We start from the raw sequence: 14,452 nt of genomic DNA, 5'->3' as shown, positions 1-14,452 counted from the left end.
CTCAGCTCCAGGCCGATTTGCCGCGGCGGCTGGAATACAGCGCCAGCAGCACGAGGAAAGAGAACACCAGCATGGCCCCGGCCAGCCAGTGGGCCTGCAGGTACTCCATGGCCTCGACATGGTCGAAGATCTGCACCGACACCACCCGGGTCTTGTCGGGAATATTGCCGCCGATCATCAGCACCACGCCGAACTCGCCGACGGTGTGGGCAAAACCGAGGATGCTGGCGGTGATGAAGCCAGGGCGCGCCAAGGGCAACACCACATGAACGAAACAGTCCCAGGGGCTGGCGCGCAAGGTCGCAGCCACCTCCAGCGGCCGTTGACCAATGGCGCTGAAGGCGTTCTGCAAGGGTTGCACGACGAAGGGCATTGAATAAACCACCGAACCGATCACCAGGCCGCTGAAACTGAACACCACGGTGCCCAGCCCCAGCGCTTCGGTGGTCTGGCCGATCCAGCCGTTGGGCCCCAGGGCCAGCAACAGGTAGAAGCCGATCACCGTCGGTGGCAGCACCAAGGGCAGGGCCACCACCGCGCCCACCGGCCCGCGCAGCCACGAGCGTGTGCGCGCCAGCCACCAGGCGATGGGAGTACCGATGAGCAACAGGATCAGCGTGGTCAGGCTGGCCAGTTTGAAGGTCAGCCAGATGGCGCCGAGGTCGCTGGCATCCAGTGGCATCAGATTTCGTAACCGTAGGACTTGATCACGGCAGCGGCTTTCGGGCCTTTGAGGTATTCAACCAGGGCTTTGGCTGCGGTGCTGTCCTTGCCTTTGTTGAGGATCACCGCGTCCTGCTTGATTGGCTCATGCAGGTTGGACGGCACGATCCAGGCCGAACCGCTGCTGACCTTGCCGTCCTTGTAGATCTGCGACAGGGCGACAAAGCCCAGTTCGGCATTGCCGGTGGAGACGAACTGGAAGGCCTGGGTGATGTTCTGGCCTTCGACGATCTTGGCCTTGGTGGCCTCGGTCAGTTGCAGTTTGTCCAGCACCTGAGTCGCCGCCAGGCCATAAGGTGCGGCTTTCGGGTTGGCAATCGACAGGTGCTTGAACTGGTTTTTCTTCAGCACATCGCCCTTGCCATCGACATAGTCATCCTTGGCCGACCACAGCGCCAGGGTGCCGATGGCGTAGGTGAAGCGCGAGCCCTTGACCGTGTCGCCTTCTTTTTCGAGTTTTTCCGGCGTGCTGTCATCGGCGGCGAGGAACACCTCGAACGGCGCGCCGTTCTTGATCTGCGCATAGAACTGGCCGGTAGCGCCATAGGCGGCAACCAGCGTGTGGCCGGTGTCTTTCTCGAAGTCCTTGGCAATCGCCTGGATCGGTGCGGTGAAGTTGGCGGCAACAGCCACCTGTACCTCATCGGCCCAGGCGCTGTTCAAGGTCATGAAGGTGGCCAGGGCGGCCAGGGCAAAACGCGGTGCGCACTTACTCATGAAAAACAGCTCCACAGGCTGAGGGGTATTCGTTATATAGGTGAATATATAGCGAATGCCTGGCCAACGGGAAGTACTGCTTCAGCGTTTGAGCTGGGCGAGGGCGTTTTCAGCCAGTGTGCGCGTCAGTTCACCGGCCGGCAGGGCCTGGCCCAGGCGTAGCGCCTGGCCCGACCAGAGGTTGCTGAAATCGCTGTTGCCTTTCGGCTCGCTGATCGCCCGCAGCGGCATCAGCGCACCACCAGCCAGGGGGAAGCGGGGCGCAAGGTCACTCATGGGCCCCAGTTCGCGCATGATTCGCGTGCGGATACCGCGTGCCGGGCGCCCGGTAAACAGGTTGGTGACTGCCGTGTCGCTTTCCTTGGCGCTGTGCAGGGCCTGGCGATGGGCCGCCGAGACCTTGGCTTCCGGGCAGAACAGGTAGGCGGTACCCAGTTGCACCGCCGAAGCGCCCAGGGCCAGGGCGGCGACGATACCGCGATGGTCGCCAATGCCGCCGGCGGCAATCACCGGCACGTTCACCGCATCGACAATCTGCGGCACCAGCGCCAGCGTACCGACCTGGGTATTGAGGTCGCTGCTGAGGAACATCCCGCGATGGCCGCCGGCTTCATAGCCCATGGCAATGATTGCGTCGCAGCCGTGATCTTCCAGCCACAGGGCTTCATCCACCGTAGTGGCGCTGGACAGCACCTTGGCGCCAGTGGCCTTGACCCGCTTGAGCAGGCTGGCTTCGGGCAGGCCAAAGTGGAAGCTGACCACCGCCGGCTTGAATTGCTCGAGCAACTGGCAGGTGGCGTCGTCGAAGGGCGCACGATTGGAGACCGGCGTCGGTGCCTCGAAATCGGCACCCAGCTCTTCATAGTACGGTTTGAGCGCCAGCTTCCAGGCTGCGTCGCGGGCCGGGTCTGGCTCGGGCGGCTGATGGCAGAAGAAGTTGACGTTGAGCGGGCCGTTGCTTGCCTCGCGAAAGGCTTGAAGCTCGGCGCGGATCTGTTCCAGGCTCAGGGTGGCACAAGGCAGTGAACCCAGGCCGCCAGCGTTGCTCACGGCAATGGCCATGGCCGAACCGGTGGAGCCGGCCATGGGCGCCTGAAGGATCGGCAGTTCGATGCCGAACAGATCGAGGAGGCGGGTGTCCGGCCATTGGCTCATGCCTGGGGTTCCTTGTGCTGAGGTGGCTTTACAGCGCTTTGCTCACCTTGATATCAGTGATCTTCTTGGCGTCTTCGCCGTGGAGCTGTTGCAGCGCTGCCTGCACTTGCTCGGGAGCATCGCTGGTCAACTGGGCGAAGTCGAAACGTTGCTCGCCATCGATCTTGTACTTGATCACGAACTTGGTGGTCTGGCTCATGGGCTTATCTCAGTTTCGACGACGAACGACGGATGATCTTCACCGTGTGGGTGAAGGTTGGCTTGGTGACTGCCGATAATGCACGCGGGCCCACGGTGTCGATAGTGATGTTCCAGAAGCCGGTGCTGGGCACGGTGATCTTGGCCGGGAAGTCGACGAAGGCGCCGCCATGATAGGTGTGGCGGCCGCCGTTCTTGAAGCTGCGGAAGTTGGCGTCGTTCATCAGGCGGATATTGCAGCGCTGGGAGCAATGGATGACCACGATGTCATCTTCGTTGAGGTGCTCGCGCTGGTGTACGAATTTCATGTTGCACTCCGCATTGGATCTGTCAGCAAATCAAAACGATACCATGATGTCGGTTACACTGTCGGCCTTCGTGCCAGGCCCAGGATAAAACTGCCAATCAAGGGAGCGAAATGGTCTGCGCGTGGTCATATCTTTTTTCCGTGGTGGAGGTGTGCTTGATGAAGTGGGTCGTAGCAGCGTTGGCAGTAACGCTGGGTGGCTGTGTAAGTGTGTCGGAGCTGGAGCGCAGCCCGGAAACCCTCAATGTGATTTCTGGCAAGAAACCCCAGGAATATGCCAACTGCGTGCAGCAGCAGTTGAGTGAGTCGCGTGGGCAGCTGGCTGTGGAGGAACGCCACGACGGTTTGCGCCTGGTCGTGCCGCAAAAGGTGGGTGCCGGCCCGGCCGCGCTGGTGGATATCGACAAGCGTGGCAGCGGCAGCAGCATCAAGCTGTATGAGCGGTTGAATAATTTCCCGCTGCGCCTGGGTGATGTGAAGACCGCGGCGACGCGCTGCATCTCCGGGTAATTTCTTCAGCAACTAACCGATTCAGCTGGCATCTCGCCATCTTTCTGCGTTGTAGCTCACGGCGTATAGGCCTACTATCCATAGGCTTATATCTATTAAGCCTAAGCTTATAACAAGAAAATGGAGTCCGTGATGATCCCACTGGATCGAATCCTGATCAGCAGCCTGCTGCTGTTTTCACTGCCTGCCGTCCACGCCGCCGACGGCCAGAAAGTATTTACCCAGGGTGGCCAGAACCCTGCCGCCATGGCCTGCCTGGGTTGCCATGGCCCGGATGCCAAGGGCATCGCCGCAGCCGGCTTTCCGCGCTTGGCCGGCCTGCCGGCAGCCTACCTGAGCAAGCAGTTGCAGGACTTTCAGTCCGGCAGCCGCAAGCATCCGATCATGGAGCCGCTGGCCAAGGCCTTGAGTGCTGAAGAAATCCAGGCGGTCACCGCCACCCTGGCCGCCATGCCCAGTGAACCGGCCAGCGCCAGCCATCGCCAGCAAATGGCCGCAGATCCGGTACAGAAGCTGGCGTTGTATGGCGACTGGAACCGCAAAATCCCCGGTTGCGTGCAGTGCCACGGCCCTGGTGGTGCAGGTGTCGGCGAACATTTCCCGCCATTGGCGCATCAACCTGCCAGCTATCTGGTTGCCCAGCTCAACGCCTGGCGCGACGGCAGCCGCAGCAACGACCCCAACCAGCTGATGGTCGGTGTGGCCAAGGCCATGACCGATGACGAGATTAAGGCCGTGGCCAATTACTTCGCCAACCCTGTCAGCCCGGAGGTCAAGCCATGAAGCCGATGATCCTCGCCGCCCTGGCCCTGAGCCTGGGCAACGTCCATGCTGCACCCATTGCCATGGAAGACCAGTCGCAGCTCAAGTCCGCGCCTGCTGCCGCGCCAGGCTTCACCCCGCCAGCGGAAAGCGAACTGCCCGACAATGCCTACGGCAAGATGGTCCGCGATGGCCATGCCTTATTCGTCGACACGCGCAGGTTGATGCCCGAATACGTCGGTAACGGCCTTAACTGCAGCAACTGTCACCTCGATCAGGGTCGCCTGGGCAACTCGGCGCCGCTGTGGGGCGCGTATCCCATGTATCCGGCCTATCGCAAGAAAAACGACAAGGTCAACACCTTCGCCGAGCGTATCCAGGGCTGCTTTCAGTTCAGTATGAACGGCAAGCCACCGGCGGCTGACAGCCCGCAGATGACTGCCTTGTCGGTATATGCCTACTGGCTGGCAAGCAAGGCGCCGATTGGTGTCGAGAGCGCTGGCCGCGGCTACCCGGACGTACCGCAATCGGCCGAAGGCTATGACTTCAAACGGGGTGAGCAGGTGTACCAGGCCCAGTGCTCCATTTGCCACGGCGCCAATGGCGAAGGGCAGAAAGTGGCCAAGGACTACGTGATGCCGCCGTTGTGGGGCAAGGACTCCTACAACTGGGGCGCCGGCATGCACCGGATCAATACGGCCGCATCTTTCATCAAGCACAATATGCCCCTGGGCAAGCCCGGCAGCCTGAGCGACCAGCAGGCCTGGGACGTGGCCGCTTACATCAACCGCCACGAGCGGCCGCAGGATCCGCGTCTGGTAGACGGCTCGATCGAGAAAACCCGGCTGAAGTTCCACGCCAATGATGGCGTCAACCTCTATGGCCAGAAGGTAGACGGGGTACTGGTCGGGCAGGGCCTGTAAGGACCTCGATGCCCCCGGATTTACGTGCCGGTGGTCAGCCACCGGCGCAATATTTATGATCCGGGGGAACTATCCACCCCAGGATTTCTCTATGATGGCATTGGCCGCCCGGTGGTGGGGCATTGTAAGGTGACCGCCGCCTGATTAGACTGCGCCGAATTTCGTACGCAAAGCCCTTGTTAAGGACGTATATGATCAAGAAATGCTTGTTCCCGGCAGCCGGTTACGGCACTCGCTTCCTGCCTGCTACCAAAGCCATGCCCAAGGAAATGCTGCCGGTGGTGAACAAGCCACTGATCCAGTACGGCGTTGAAGAAGCGCTGGAAGCTGGATTGAACGAGATTTCCATCGTCACCGGTCGCGGCAAGCGCGCCCTGGAAGACCACTTCGACATCAGCTACGAGCTGGAAAACCAGATCAAGGGCACCGACAAGGAAAAATACCTGGTCGGCATCCGTCGTCTGCTCGACGAGTGCTCGTTCTCCTACACCCGTCAGACCGAAATGAAAGGCCTGGGCCACGCGATCCTTACCGGTCGCCCGCTGATCGGCGACGAGCCGTTCGCCGTGGTGCTGGCGGACGACCTGTGCGTCCACCTCGAAGGTGACGGCGTGCTCAAGCAGATGGTCAAGCTGTACAAACAGTACCGCTGCACCATTGTTGCCATCATGGAAGTCGACCCGCAGGAAACCAGCAAATACGGTGTGATCGCCGGTGACCTGATCGGCGACGACCTGTACCGTGTACGCAACATGGTCGAGAAGCCAAAGCCTGAAGATGCCCCGTCGAACCTGGCGATCATCGGCCGCTACATCATGACTCCGGACATTTTCAAACTGATCGAAGAAACCGAGCCAGGCAAGGGCGGTGAAATCCAGATCACCGACGCCCTGATGAAACAGGCCCAGGATGGCTGTGTCATTGCCTACAAGTTCAAAGGCAAGCGTTTCGACTGCGGTGGCGCCGAAGGTTACATCGAAGCGACCAACTTCTGCTTCGAGAACTTCTACAAGACCGGCAAAGCGTACTGAGCCTGGTAGCTAGCGGTTTGATAAAGCCACCTTCGGGTGGCTTTTTCTTGTAGCTTGTAGCTTGAGACTTGCAGCTTGAGAGCATCGAGATGACCTACGATTTTGATCTGTTCGTGATTGGTGCCGGGTCTGGCGGTGTGCGCGCTGCGCGCTTTGCCGCAGGCTTCGGTGCAAAAGTGGCGGTTGCCGAAAGCCGCTACCTGGGCGGTACCTGTGTCAACGTTGGCTGCGTGCCGAAAAAACTGCTGGTCTACGGCGCGCACTTTGCCGACGACTTCGAGCAGGCCGCAGGCTTTGGCTGGTCGCTGGAAGATGCCCAGTTCGACTGGGGCCAGCTGATCGCCAACAAGAACCGCGAGATCGAGCGGCTCAACGGTATCTACCGCAACCTGCTGGTCAACAGCGGTGTGACCCTGCTCGAAGGGCACGCCAAACTGACGGGGGCCCATGAGGTGGAAGTCGATGGCCAGCGCTACAGCGCCGAGCACATCCTCATTGCCACTGGCGGCTGGCCGCAGATCCCGAACATTCCGGGCAAGGAGCTGGCGATCAGCTCCAACGAGGCGTTCTACCTCAAGGATCTGCCCAAGCGCGTGCTGGTGGTTGGCGGCGGTTATATCGCCGTGGAGTTTGCCGGGATCTTCCAGGGCCTGGGCGCCAAGACCTCGCTGCTGTACCGCGGCGACCTGTTCCTGCGCGGCTTCGACGGCGGGGTGCGCGATCACCTCAAGGAGGAGCTGGAAAAACGCGGCATGGACCTGCAGTTCAACAGCGACATCCAGCGCATCGAGCGCCAGGATGACGGCAGCCTCAAGGCCACGCTCAAGGACGGTCGCGAGCTGGTTGCCGATTGCGTGTTCTACGCCACCGGCCGGCGGCCGATGCTCGACAACCTGGGCCTGGAAAACACCGGCGTCGAGCTCGACCCTCGTGGATTTATCCGTGTCGATGACCTGTACCAGACCACCGCGCCGTCGATCCTGGCCATTGGCGATGTGATCGGCCGCGTGCAGCTGACCCCGGTGGCCCTGGCCGAAGGGATGGCAGTGGCCCGGCGCCTGTTCAAGCCTGTGCAGTACCGCCCGGTGGATTACCTGAACATCCCCACGGCGGTGTTCAGCCAGCCACCGATCGGCACCGTTGGCCTGACCGAAGAGCAGGCGCTGGAGCAGGGGCACAAGGTGCAGATCTTCGAAAGCCGCTTCCGGCCGATGAAGCTGACCCTCACCGATGTACAGGAAAAGACCCTGATGAAGCTGGTGGTCGATGCCGACACCGACCGCGTGCTGGGTTGCCATATGGTCGGTCCGGACGCCGGCGAGATCATCCAGGGCCTGGGCATCGCCCTCAAGGCCGGGGCGACCAAGCAGCAGTTCGACGAGACCATTGGCGTGCATCCTACGGCGGCGGAAGAGTTCGTCACCCTGCGTACGCCTTCGCGTTAAGCGGCGTAAGTTATCACCGGCAAGGCCGGCTCCCACAGGTACAGGTACAACTGGCTTTGTGGGAGCTGGCTTGCCAGCGATAGGCTGCACAGCAGCCTCAGTATCATTTCCTTCTATTAATATCCCCGCCTTATAGCCAAAACCAATCAACAACATGAGCTTTGCCAATGAGCATTAATCCAATGCATTGGCTACGATTCTCCCATCAGTTTTTTCAACCCCCTGAAGGAGCGTCACTCATGCCTATCATCAACAGCCAGGTTAAACCGTTCAAAGCTACCGCTTACCACCAGGGCAAGTTCGTCGAAGTCTCGGATGCCGATCTGAAAGGCAAATGGTCCGTGGTGTTCTTCTACCCGGCCGACTTCACCTTCGTCTGCCCGACCGAGCTGGGCGACCTGGCCGACAACTACGCGCAGTTCAAAGACCTGGGCGTGGAAATCTACGGCGTGTCCACCGACACCCACTTCACCCACAAAGCCTGGCACGACACTTCGGACACCATCGGCAAGATCCAGTACCCGCTGATCGGTGACCCGACCCACGTCATCTCGCGCAACTTCGACGTGCTGATCGAAGAAGCCGGTATCGCTGACCGTGGCACCTTCGTGATCAACCCTGAAGGCCAGATCAAGATCGTCGAACTCAACGACGGTGGTGTAGGCCGTGACGCCAGCGAGCTGCTGCGCAAGGTCAAGGCTGCCCAGTACGTTGCCGCCCACCCAGGCGAAGTCTGCCCGGCCAAGTGGAAAGAAGGCGAAGCGACCCTGGCGCCATCGCTGGACCTGGTCGGCAAGATCTAAGACCGTGAGCCAGCCGAGGGCGGTGGTCTACCGCACCTGACGTTGTCACCGCCCCGCAAAACGCCCGGGCGCTTTCGCCCGGGCGTTGTTATTTCTACCGTTTGAAAAAGGAATCGCCCGTATGTTGGACGCCACGCTTAAAACTCAGTTGAAAGCCTACCTGGAGCGGGTCACTCAGCCGATCGAGATCGTTGCTTCCCTCGATGACGGCGCGAAGTCCCGCGAATTGCGCGACCTGCTGGTGGAAATCGCCGGCCTGTCGAATCTGATTACCCTGCGTGAAGATGGCCGCGACGCCCGTCGTCCGTCGTTCTCGCTCAATCGCCCCGGAGCTGACATTAGCCTGCGCTTTGCCGGCATCCCCATGGGCCACGAGTTCACCTCGCTGGTGCTCGCCCTGCTGCAGGTCGGCGGTCATCCGTCCAAGGCCAGCGCAGAGGTGATCGAGCAGATCAGCGCGCTCAAGGGTGAGTTCAACTTTGAAACCTACTTCTCGCTGTCGTGCCAGAACTGCCCGGACGTGGTCCAGGCGCTGAACCTGATGGCGGTGCTCAACCCCAATATTCGCCACGTCGCCATCGACGGTGCGCTGTTCCAGGCCGAAGTCGAGAGCCGCAAGGTCATGGCCGTGCCCAGCGTCTACCTCAACGGCGAAGTGTTCGGCCAGGGCCGCATGGGCCTGGAAGAAATCCTCGCCAAGCTCGATACCAGCGCCGGTGAGCGTCAGGCCGAGAAGATCAACGCCAAGGACGCCTTTGACGTTCTCGTGGTCGGTGGTGGCCCGGCGGGCGCCGCAGCGGCGATCTATGCCGCCCGTAAAGGCATCCGCACCGGTGTTGCCGCCGAGCGTTTCGGCGGTCAGGTGCTCGACACCATGGCGATCGAGAACTTCATCTCGGTGCAGGAAACCGAAGGGCCGAAGCTGGCCATGGCCCTTGAGGAGCACGTCAAGCAGTACGACGTCGACATCATGAACCTGCAGCGCGGTGACGCCTTGATTCCAGCCACCGACGGCGGCCTGCACGAAGTGCGCCTGGCCAGCGGTGCCTCGCTCAAGGCCAAGACCGTGATCCTCGCCACCGGTGCGCGCTGGCGCGAAATGAACGTGCCGGGCGAGCAGCAATACCGTAGCCGCGGCGTTGCCTACTGCCCGCACTGCGATGGCCCGCTGTTCAAGGGCAAGCGCGTGGCGGTGATCGGTGGCGGTAACTCGGGGGTGGAAGCGGCCATTGACCTGGCCGGTATCGTCGCCCAGGTGACCCTGATCGAGTTCGACAGCCAGTTGCGTGCCGACGCGGTGCTGCAGCGCAAGCTGCACAGCCTGCCGAACGTGAAAGTGATCACCAGTGCGCTGACCACCGAAGTGCTCGGTGACGGCGAGAAGGTCAACGGCCTGCGCTACAAGGACCGCAACAGTGATGAGCTGCATGACCTCGCGCTGGAAGGGATCTTCGTGCAGATCGGCCTGCTGCCCAATACCGACTGGCTCAAAGGCACGGTCGAACTGACCCCGCGCGGCGAGATCATCGTCGATGCCCGCGGCCAGACCAACTTGCCGGGTGTGTTCGCTGCCGGTGACGTGACCACCGTGCCGTACAAGCAGATCGTGATTGCGCTGGGCGAGGGCGCCAAGGCTTCGTTGGCGGCGTTTGATCACTTGATCCGCACCTCGGCGCCAGCCTGACCGATTGTGGGGCCGCTTTGCGGCCCATCGCTGGCAAGGCCAGCTCCCACATGTCATGCGTGCACACATCCACTGTGGGAGCCGGCCTTGCCGGCGATGGCTTCAATGCGCCCCAGCGGCCTTGTTCAGGTCACTTTCCGCCCACTGGGTATACACGCAAGCATCCGCCACCGCCCAGCGTACCTTCACCGTATCGCCCGGCTGCATCGGCATCCCCGCCGCTGACAGCGCCTTGACCGTCATCGCCGTGCCGCCCGTGGTCACCACGCTGCAGGTCTGGCTCTCGCCCAGGAACAACACTTCCCCGACCCTGGCCGTCACCTCGTTCCAGCCCGCTGGCAATGCCTCGCGCGCCGCTTGCTCGACACTCAGGGCCAGGGCTTTTTCCGGGCGGACCATCAGCAGCACTTCCTGGCCCTCAGCCAGCCCCGGGGTAAGGCGCATCGCCACCGGCTGCCCCTCGAAACTCGCCGCGCCATTGCCATGGGCCTTGACCCGCAAGAAGTTGGAGTTGCCCAGAAACGAGGCGACAAAGGCATTCGGCGGGTTCTGGTAGAGGTCGTAGCCGGTGCCCAGGCCGACGATCTTGCCGTGGCTGAAAATGGCGATGCGCTGGGACAGGCGCATGGCTTCTTCCTGATCGTGGGTGACGTAGACGATGGTGATGCCCAGGCGCCGGTGCAACTGGCGCAGTTCATCCTGCAGGTCTTCGCGCAGCTTCTTGTCCAGCGCCCCCAGCGGTTCGTCCATCAGCAGGATGCGTGGCTCATAGACCAGCGCCCGGGCGATCGCCACCCGCTGTTGCTGGCCGCCGGACAGTTGCGCCGGGCGACGGTGGGCAAAGCTGTCCAGTTGCACCAGCTTGAGCATCGCATCGACCTGCTTGTCGCGTTCGGCGGCGCTGCGTTTGCGGATGGCCAGGGGAAAGGCGATGTTGTCGCGCACCGACAGGTGCGGGAACAGCGAGTAACGCTGGAACACCATGCCGATGTCGCGCTTGTGCGGCGGCACGTTGACCAGCGAGGCGCCATTGACCAGGATCTCGCCGCTGCTCGGCGTTTCGAAGCCGGCGAGCATCGACAGGGTGGTGCTCTTGCCCGAGCCGCTGGAGCCGAGGAAGGTGAGGAATTCACCGTCCTGGATGTCCAGGCTGATGTCGTCCACGGCGGCAAAGTCGCCGTAGTGCTTGTTCAGGTTGCGCAGGCTGACCAGGGTCTTGGCCTGTTGGCCGTCGTTGAGGACTGCACTCATCTTGTTATTCTCCAGGCGCTCAGGCGCTGACCGGGTTGCGCCGGCGCAGAGCGGCGGCAATCATCATCACCAGCACCGACAGGCCGATCAGCAGCGTCGAAGCGACGGCGATCACCGGGGTCAGGTCCTGGCGCAGGGTGGTCCACATTTTTACCGGCAGGGTCTGCAGGTTGGGGCTGGCCATCATCACGCTGAGCACCACCTCGTCCCACGACACCAGGAAGGCGAACAGCGCGCCGGCGATCATCCCCGGGCGAATCGCCGGGAAGGTCACCTTGACGATCGCCTGCAGGCGCGAGGCGCCGCAGATCACCGCGGCGTCTTCGATCGACTGGTCGAACAGCTTCAGCGAGTTGATGATCGAGATGATGGTAAAGGGCAGGGCGACGATCACGTGGCTGACCACGAAGGAAAACAGCGTGCCGGTGTAGCCGAGCTTGAGGAACAGGGCATACACCGCCACGGCGATGATCACCAGCGGCACGATCATCGGCAGGGTGAACAGGCCGTAGAGCATCTCCCGGCCAGGGAAACGCCCGCGCACCAGGGCGAAGGCGGTGGGCAGGCCGAGGGCCACGGCAAACACCGTGGTCAGCAGCGCGACCTTGAGGCTGGCCAGGGCCGCTTCCATCCACTCGGCGTTGGAGAAGAACTGCTCGTACCATTTGAGCGTCCAGCCCGGTGGCGGGAACACCAGCCATTGCGACGAGCCGAACGACAGCAGGACGATGAACACGATCGGCAGCAGCAAAAACAGCGCAATCACCCCGGTGGTGGTGTACAGGCCGAAGCGCAGGCGCCGGCTCATGGCATTGGGCGTCAGGAGCATCTTGGCTTACCTCGCGTTACTGTTGCCGACCGGGGATTCCGGTTGCAGCTTCAGGTAGAAGTAGAACAGCACCAGGGTGAGGGCGATCAGCAACGCGGCGGCGGCACTGGCCAGGCCCCAGTTGAGGAACGACTGCACCTGCTGGACGATGAACTCGGGCAGCATCATGTTTTGCGCGCCACCGAGCAGCGCCGGGGTCACGTAGTAACCCAGGGACATGACGAACACCATCAAGGCCCCGGAGAACAACCCGGAACGGCACAGCGGCAGGAACACCTTGAAGAAGTTGTTCCAGGGGCTGGCGCCGCAGATGGAGCCGGCCTGCAGCACCATCGGGTCGATGGCCTGCATGGTCGCCTGCAGCGGCAGGACGATGAACGGGATCATGATGTAGCTCATGCCGATCACCACGCCGGTGAGGTTGTGCACCATTTCCAGCGGCGCATCGACGATGCCGAGGGCCATCAGCGCTTTGTTGATCACCCCCGAGGCCTGCAGCAGCACCAGCCAGGAGTAGGTACGGGCGAGCAGGCTGGTCCACATCGACAGCAGCACGATGTTCAGCAGCCAGCGGCCCCAGCCGCGTGGCACCAGGGTGATCGCCCAGGCCAGGGGAAAGCCCAGCAGCACGCTGATCAGGGTGACCAGGCCGGCCACCGAGAAGGTGTTGAACAGTACCCGGGCGTAGGCCGAGTTGGCGAACAGTTGCTCGTAGTTGCCCAGGCCCGGGACGGGCTCGAGCACGCCGCGCAGCAGCAGGCCGATCAGCGGCGCGAAAAAGAACAGGCCGAGGAACAACAGGGCCGGCAGCAGGTTGCGGCTGCCGCGCCAGCGTTCACGCAGGGGTGGCGTGTGCTTCATCGCTGCTCCCTTGGCGCCGGCCGCAGCGCCGGACGGGGTTTGCAGGGCATTGATGGCGACTTTCATTTGACCAGCCACTCATTCCAGCGGGTGGCGATGGCCGGGCCGTTCTTGGCCCAGTAGGCGAAATCGAGGGTCACCTGATCCTGAGCGTAGGCGGTCGGCAGGTTGGGCGCGAGCTCGGGCTTGAGCAGGCTGATGCTGTCGAGGTTGACCGGGGCATAGGCGGTGAGGTTGGCAAAGTCGGCCTGGCCCTGAGCGCCGCTGGCATTGGCCAGGAACTTCATTGCCGCATCCTTGTTTTTTGCGCCCTTGGGGATGACCAGGAAGTCGGCCATGACCAGGTTCTGCTTCCAGCTCACGCCGACTGGCGCGCCATCCTGTTGCAGGGCGTAGACCCGGCCGTTCCAGAACTGGCCCAGGCTCGCCTCACCGGAGGCCAGCAACTGCTGCGACTGGGCGCCGCCGCCCCACCAGACGATGTCTTTCTTGATGGTGTCGAGCTTTTTGAAGGCGCGGTCCAGGTCCAGCGGGTAGAGCTTGTCGGCAGCGACGCCGTCGGCCAGCAGGGCCAGTTCGAGCACGCCGGGGCTCGGCCACTTGTACAGGGCGCGTTTGCCGGGGTAGGTCTTGGTGTCGAACAGTGCGGTCCAATCTTGTGGCTTGTTGGCGCCGAGCTTGCCTTCGTTGTAGCCGAGGACGAAGGAGAAGAAGAACGATCCTACACCGTGATCGGAGACGAAACGCGGGTCGAGGCGATCACGCTTGATGGTGGTGAAGTCCAGCGGTTCGAGCAGACCTTCGCTTGCCGCACGCAGGGCGAAATCCGCTTCGACATCGACCACATCCCACTGCACGTTGCCGCTTTCGACCATGGCCTTGAGCTTGCCATAGTCGGTGGGGCCGTCCTGGACCACGCGGATCTTGCTGCTGGCACTGAAGGGCTCGGCCCACGCCTGCTTCTGCGCATCCTGGGTGGTACCGCCCCAGCTGACGAAGTTCAGGCTGTCGGCGGCCAGGGCGGCCTGGCAGGTCAATGTCAGCAGGCTGGCAGCCAGCACTGCGCTTGCGCGTTTGGAGAACAGCATAGGTACGCCCTCGTTTCTTGTGTTTTGAGCGGGCTTTGTGTTGCCCGCCTTGTAGTGGGGAGCATCAATTGTTTTTCGGTCTACGGGATATCATATTATGGTATTCCAAACTTTTGACAAGAGGCTGCAGGCTACCGGCTATCACCCGGGTCACTTGTACGGGTA

The 14,452-nt window shown here is 62.1% G+C and carries 16 protein-coding genes; 7 read left to right on the top strand and 9 right to left on the bottom strand.

Annotation, left to right across the window (positions count from 1 at the left end; all coding sequences use genetic code 11):
* Position 1: 1 nt before the first annotated feature.
* The 5 genes from modB to JV241A_RS12610 form a co-directional block, all read right to left on the bottom strand.
* Positions 2-682 (bottom strand): molybdate ABC transporter permease subunit, encoded by a 681-nt coding sequence (gene modB, locus JV241A_RS12625; RefSeq protein ID WP_134062819.1) that lies wholly within the window; start codon positions 680-682, stop codon positions 2-4.
* Positions 682-1,440, bottom strand: a complete 759-nt coding sequence (modA, locus tag JV241A_RS12620) for a molybdate ABC transporter substrate-binding protein (protein WP_134062817.1) — start codon at positions 1,438-1,440, stop codon at positions 682-684. Before modA ends, modB begins: the two co-directional genes overlap by 1 nt.
* An 81-nt stretch (positions 1,441-1,521) precedes the next feature.
* A complete protein-coding gene (locus JV241A_RS12615) occupies positions 1,522-2,595 on the bottom strand; it encodes a nitronate monooxygenase (RefSeq protein WP_115086989.1) in 1,074 nt (357 codons plus the stop codon).
* Positions 2,596-2,623: 28 nt separating this feature from the next.
* The gene (locus tag JV241A_RS27445; protein WP_166675690.1) at positions 2,624-2,794 is read right to left on the bottom strand and encodes a hypothetical protein; all 171 of its coding nucleotides are present in this window, start codon (positions 2,792-2,794) and stop codon (positions 2,624-2,626) included.
* Positions 2,795-2,798: 4 nt separating this feature from the next.
* Positions 2,799-3,101 (bottom strand): DUF1883 domain-containing protein, encoded by a 303-nt coding sequence (locus tag JV241A_RS12610; protein ID WP_115086988.1) that lies wholly within the window; start codon positions 3,099-3,101, stop codon positions 2,799-2,801.
* A 158-nt stretch (positions 3,102-3,259) separates the two neighbouring features.
* Here JV241A_RS12610 and JV241A_RS12605 point away from each other — a divergent pair, with 158 nt between their 5' ends.
* The 7 genes from JV241A_RS12605 (at position 3,260) to ahpF (ending at position 10,258) form a co-directional block, all read left to right on the top strand.
* Complete coding sequence (locus tag JV241A_RS12605) at positions 3,260-3,610, top strand: hypothetical protein (protein ID WP_134062815.1); 351 nt, start codon at positions 3,260-3,262, stop codon at positions 3,608-3,610.
* Between the two features lie 132 nt (positions 3,611-3,742).
* Entirely contained in the window at positions 3,743-4,393 is a 651-nt protein-coding gene (locus JV241A_RS12600) for a c-type cytochrome (RefSeq protein WP_134062813.1), read from the top strand.
* A complete protein-coding gene (locus JV241A_RS12595; RefSeq protein ID WP_115086985.1) occupies positions 4,390-5,295 on the top strand; it encodes a c-type cytochrome in 906 nt (301 codons plus the stop codon). Before JV241A_RS12600 ends, JV241A_RS12595 begins: the two co-directional genes overlap by 4 nt.
* A gap of 191 nt (positions 5,296-5,486) precedes the next feature.
* Complete coding sequence (gene galU, locus JV241A_RS12590) at positions 5,487-6,326, top strand: UTP--glucose-1-phosphate uridylyltransferase GalU (protein ID WP_107023102.1); 840 nt, start codon at positions 5,487-5,489, stop codon at positions 6,324-6,326.
* 89 nt (positions 6,327-6,415) lie between these two features.
* The gene (gorA, locus tag JV241A_RS12585) at positions 6,416-7,771 is read left to right on the top strand and encodes a glutathione-disulfide reductase (RefSeq protein WP_134062811.1); all 1,356 of its coding nucleotides are present in this window, start codon (positions 6,416-6,418) and stop codon (positions 7,769-7,771) included.
* Between the two features lie 239 nt (positions 7,772-8,010).
* Entirely contained in the window at positions 8,011-8,574 is a 564-nt protein-coding gene (ahpC, locus tag JV241A_RS12580) for an alkyl hydroperoxide reductase subunit C (protein WP_010223911.1), read from the top strand.
* A gap of 121 nt (positions 8,575-8,695) precedes the next feature.
* Positions 8,696-10,258 (top strand): alkyl hydroperoxide reductase subunit F, encoded by a 1,563-nt coding sequence (gene ahpF, locus JV241A_RS12575; protein ID WP_134062809.1) that lies wholly within the window; start codon positions 8,696-8,698, stop codon positions 10,256-10,258.
* Positions 10,259-10,360: 102 nt separating this feature from the next.
* Here the strand turns inward: ahpF and JV241A_RS12570 are convergent, their stop codons facing one another.
* The 4 genes from JV241A_RS12570 to JV241A_RS12555 are packed head-to-tail and all read right to left on the bottom strand — an operon-like array spanning position 10,361 to position 14,287.
* Positions 10,361-11,509, bottom strand: coding sequence for an ABC transporter ATP-binding protein (locus JV241A_RS12570; protein ID WP_134062807.1), 1,149 nt, complete (start codon positions 11,507-11,509; stop codon positions 10,361-10,363).
* A 19-nt stretch (positions 11,510-11,528) separates the two neighbouring features.
* Positions 11,529-12,338 (bottom strand): ABC transporter permease, encoded by an 810-nt coding sequence (locus JV241A_RS12565; RefSeq protein WP_115086981.1) that lies wholly within the window; start codon positions 12,336-12,338, stop codon positions 11,529-11,531.
* A 6-nt stretch (positions 12,339-12,344) separates the two neighbouring features.
* Positions 12,345-13,265 (bottom strand): ABC transporter permease, encoded by a 921-nt coding sequence (locus JV241A_RS12560; RefSeq protein ID WP_134062805.1) that lies wholly within the window; start codon positions 13,263-13,265, stop codon positions 12,345-12,347.
* Positions 13,262-14,287, bottom strand: a complete 1,026-nt coding sequence (locus tag JV241A_RS12555; protein ID WP_115086979.1) for an ABC transporter substrate-binding protein — start codon at positions 14,285-14,287, stop codon at positions 13,262-13,264. The genes JV241A_RS12560 and JV241A_RS12555 overlap by 4 nt, the downstream gene beginning before the upstream one ends.
* Positions 14,288-14,452: the final 165 nt, after the last annotated feature.

The sequence above is a fragment of the Pseudomonas sp. JV241A genome, assembly GCF_900275665.1.
Taxonomy (GTDB): Bacteria; Pseudomonadota; Gammaproteobacteria; order Pseudomonadales; family Pseudomonadaceae; genus Aquipseudomonas; species Aquipseudomonas wadenswilerensis.
Note: the sequence above shows the minus strand (reverse complement) of the source record. Positions and strands in the feature narration are given on the sequence as shown.